The sequence below is a fragment of the Geminicoccus sp. genome (genome assembly GCF_035556675.1).
Classification (GTDB): domain Bacteria; phylum Pseudomonadota; class Alphaproteobacteria; order Geminicoccales; family Geminicoccaceae; genus Geminicoccus.
On the sequence record NZ_DATMFZ010000202.1, the window covers coordinates 1 to 3,579 of the forward strand.

Genomic DNA, 3,579 nt, shown 5'->3' on the forward strand with positions numbered 1-3,579 from the left:
TCTCGCCCGGCTGGCACCAGCCGATGCGCAGGGCGACTGCGGTGAGGCCGCCGCGTTCGGCCTCCATCACGCACAGGCGCTCGCCCATCAGCTTGGCGGTGGCATAGGCGGTCGAATCCTGCACCCCGTTGCCGCTGTCCCAGAGCGTGCCGACCTTGGGCGGCGTGTCCGGCCGCAGCGAGCCGGCGCGCTCCGCCTCGGGCAGGTCCTTGTAGCGGCCCATGACATGGTTCGAGGTGGCGAACACCAGCCGGCGCGGCCTGCCCTCCCGGGCCGCGGCCACCACATTGATCGTCATGTCGAACGACGCTGCGGAATCGGTCCAGGTCGCCTCGGGATAGGGGACCTGTGCTGCCAGATGGATGATCGCATCCGCCTGGTCGATCGCCTGGCGCCAGGCGGGATCGGCACGATCGGTCAGGTCGCCGGTGACAGCCCGGGCCTTGTCGGTGCCGAAGCCCGGTTCGGGCGGGGCCCGGTCGATCGCCAGGATCGTGCCGCACCAGTCCTGCGGGGCGAAGGCCGCGATCAGCTTGCGGCCGAGATTGCCGTTGGCGCCGGTGATGGCGAGGGTCAGAGGCTTGGCGGTCATCGTCGGTTCTGCTCGCGCTTCAGTAGGTTGCCGTCCCGGCGCCGGGCTGCCGGTCGGTTCGGACGTATGAGCCTGCGCCCGAACTTGCCGCTCCGATGGCTGCGGGATCGGGCGGCGGCCGGAGATCACCTGCGAGTCGGGAACACGGTGCGTCAAGCCTTGGGCTGCGGGAGGCGAGACGCCCTGGGTCGGTCGGCGAATGCTGCGTTGCGTTGGGGGACAACGGGCAGCGGCCTTTGGAACTGGGGTTACGAAGTACGTAGGATCCGGCCATGTGGAACGAAACCGTGATGCACGCAGCGGTATAGGATATCAGCCTGGGATCAGGCTGAGGCCGGTGCCAACCGCCGGTCTTTTGCGTGCAGCGCACGACATAGGCATGCCCAATGCCTATCGGGATACTTCGTATCCAGAAATAGTCACATTCACGTGAATGCGATAGGATACTCAAAGTAGTATCCAAGAAATTCATGTTAGATATCTGCTCGTGACGACGGGTTAATCGTTCCGGAAAAAATTATTATCCGGAAATTCAAGCGGAGCCAAGTTTTAGTCTTGTTCTGTTTATGCTGCCGTCCAGTTCGGTGGCATGCCCGTCCTTGCGCAGAAAAATGTCTACTCTGGAGGACATGTCCATGTACGCAGCTGCGGTTCGGACCAGCGTTCTGGCGCTGGGATTTGCTGCCATGGCGGCTATTCCCTTCGAACAGGCTTCGGCGCGTGACTTCCCCGTCTGCTACAAGACCAAAGAATATGAGCCGACCAGGCTCGTCCTGAACGTCGCCTTCCACTCCCGTCTCCCGACTACCAAGTTCACGGGCAAGCAGGAGGTCTGGAACGCCGCCGGCAAACACAGCTATACCGAGAACAACAAGAACGTGATGGCAGTGTTCGATGGCGCGATCGTGACGTCAGCGCCGACCAAGCATGGCTATGGCCAGCCCAAGGGTGCCCATCTGGGTGGCACTTCCTACTTCGTTCGCGGCGGCACCGGTATCGGCCCGACGAACGGTACGCAGAACCCGATAGACTGGGAATGCACGTCGGCTGAGCCCAGTGCAATCCCGAGCAGTTGGGCATGCACGATCAAGTCCGACGACTACAAGAGCGGCATTCCGGTCACGCTGTACCGGTTGAAGAACGCCGACAAGGAATGTGACGTTTTCCAGGACACCTACGACAATCCGAAGCCGCCCAAGCCGTACTGAGCAGCGAATCCGTCGCGGGCAGCCGCCTTCGGCTGCCCGGTATCACCTGACGATCGTGCTCGCCAAGGTGGGTCTGGACCATGTCCGGGCCCACCGCGGCATGCCTTGCTGAACCCGCAGCCGCCTCTCCTGCCCTTGACGTGGGCGGATGGCGAAAATACGCCTGCCGGTGCGGCAGCTCGCTGCCGCGAGCGGAGGCCGTACCAGCAAGCCATGAACGATACAGGCGTTCCGCCGATGCGACCGCGCGGGCAGCAGCTCAGATCATCGCGGCGCTACCCGGCAGGAACGGCCGGTTCGGGATCCGTTCACTCCCTTCCTGGATCCTGAACCGCCGGAGCATTGTCATGAAGCAGGTCGCAGTGATCGGTGCCGGGCTGATGGGCCATGCACTGGCGCTGGTCTTCGCGCTGGGTGGGCATCGCGTCCGGCTGACCGACAGCAACCCGACCACGCTCGACGGCTCGATGGCGCTGATCGAGAAGGCCGCCGCCACCCTGGTGTCGGCCGGCGAGGCGGACCCGTCCTGGACGCCGGCCAGGCTCTCCGAGGTGATCACCCGGCACGAGACCCTGGCGGACACGGTGCAGGGGGCGGAGCTGATCATCGAGGCGGTGGTCGAGTTGCCCGACGTCAAGACCGCCCTGTTCCGGGAACTCGACGCGCTGGCCGGGCCCGACGCGGTGTTCGCCAGCAACACGAGCAATCTCGACGTGTTCCCGCTGATCCCCCGGCACCGCTGGAAGCGCTCCCTGATCGCTCACTGGTACTCGCCGCCCTATCTCGTGGACCTGGTCGACGTGGTGCCTACACCCGAGACCGATCCGGCGGTGACCGCGGAGCTCAAGGCGATGCTGGAGGCGATGGGCAAGGTGCCGGTCGTGTTCCGCAAGTTCGTCACAGGATACGTCGCCAACCGCATCCAGGAGGCGATCGCGCTGGAGACCTACCGCCTGCTCGACGAGGGCGTGGTGACAGCCGAGGAGATCGACCAGTCGGTGATCCACGGCCTGGCCCTGCGCATGCCGATCCTGGGCGTGATGGGCAAGGCGGACTTCGCCGGGCTCGGCGTGATCCGCGACAACCTGAAGAATGCCACCTACCAGCCGCCGGAAGTGACCGGCCGTTCCGAGAGCCTGGAGCGTGCGGTGGCGGCCGGTAATACCGGCGTGCGCTCGGGCAAGGGCTTCTATGACTGGGGCGGCCGTACGCCGGCCGAACTGTTCCAGGACCGTGACAACCGACTGCTCGCGCTGAAGAAGGCTCTGCGCGACATCAAGCCGATGGTGCCGCGATGATCAGCTACGACCTCCAGGGCAAGACCGCGCTGGTGACCGGGGGCGCCTCCGGCATCGGCCTCGCCACGGTCGAGATGCTGCTGCGCTTCGGCGCGACCGTCGCGGTGAATTACCTGCCGGGCGATCCGCGCGGCGAGCAGGAGCTGGCTCGTCTGGCAGAGGCCGGCGGCAAGGTGGTGGCGGCACCCGGCGACGTGGGCAAGCCGGGCGAGGCGGAGGCGATGGTGGCAGCCGCGGTCCGCGAGCTGGGCGGCCTCGACCTGCTGGTGAACAATGCCGGCACGCCCGCCACCCGCAAGCTGATCCCGCCCAAGGATCTCGACCAGGTGAGCGAGGAGATCTGGTCGACCATCTGGAACGTGAACCTGGTCAGCGTATTCCGCTGCACCAAGGCGGCCGCAGCCACGCTCAAGGAACGGGGCGGCTCCGTGGTCAACACCGCCTCGATCGCCGGCCTTGGCAGGGTGGGCAGCTCGATCGC

At 65.7% G+C, this 3,579-nt stretch carries 4 protein-coding genes; 3 read left to right on the forward strand and 1 reads right to left on the reverse strand.

Annotated features, from left to right (window positions below; genetic code table 11):
* Positions 1-592: NAD(P)-dependent oxidoreductase (locus tag VNS22_RS14600; RefSeq protein WP_325733634.1), on the reverse strand; the 592-nt coding region annotated here is incomplete at its 3' end.
* Between the two features lie 635 nt (positions 593-1,227).
* On the opposite strand from VNS22_RS14600, the gene VNS22_RS14605 reads away from it, so the two are divergent.
* The 3 genes from VNS22_RS14605 to VNS22_RS14615 form a co-directional block, all read left to right on the forward strand.
* Entirely contained in the window at positions 1,228-1,800 is a 573-nt protein-coding gene (locus VNS22_RS14605; RefSeq protein ID WP_325733636.1) for a hypothetical protein, read from the forward strand.
* Between the two features lie 347 nt (positions 1,801-2,147).
* The gene (locus VNS22_RS14610; RefSeq protein WP_325733638.1) at positions 2,148-3,098 is read left to right on the forward strand and encodes a 3-hydroxyacyl-CoA dehydrogenase family protein; all 951 of its coding nucleotides are present in this window, start codon (positions 2,148-2,150) and stop codon (positions 3,096-3,098) included.
* Positions 3,095-3,579 (forward strand): SDR family NAD(P)-dependent oxidoreductase (locus VNS22_RS14615; protein WP_325733640.1); only part of this gene is annotated, 485 nt, incomplete at its 3' end. The genes VNS22_RS14610 and VNS22_RS14615, both read left to right, overlap by 4 nt.

What these genes read in the sequence shown, in the direction of transcription:
- VNS22_RS14610 (WP_325733638.1), top strand. Translation starts at nt 2,148, where the DNA reads ATGAAGCAGGTCGCAGTGATCGGTGCCGGGCTGATGGGCCATGCACTG.
- VNS22_RS14605 (WP_325733636.1), top strand. Translation starts at nt 1,228, where the DNA reads ATGTACGCAGCTGCGGTTCGGACCAGCGTTCTGGCGCTGGGATTTGCT.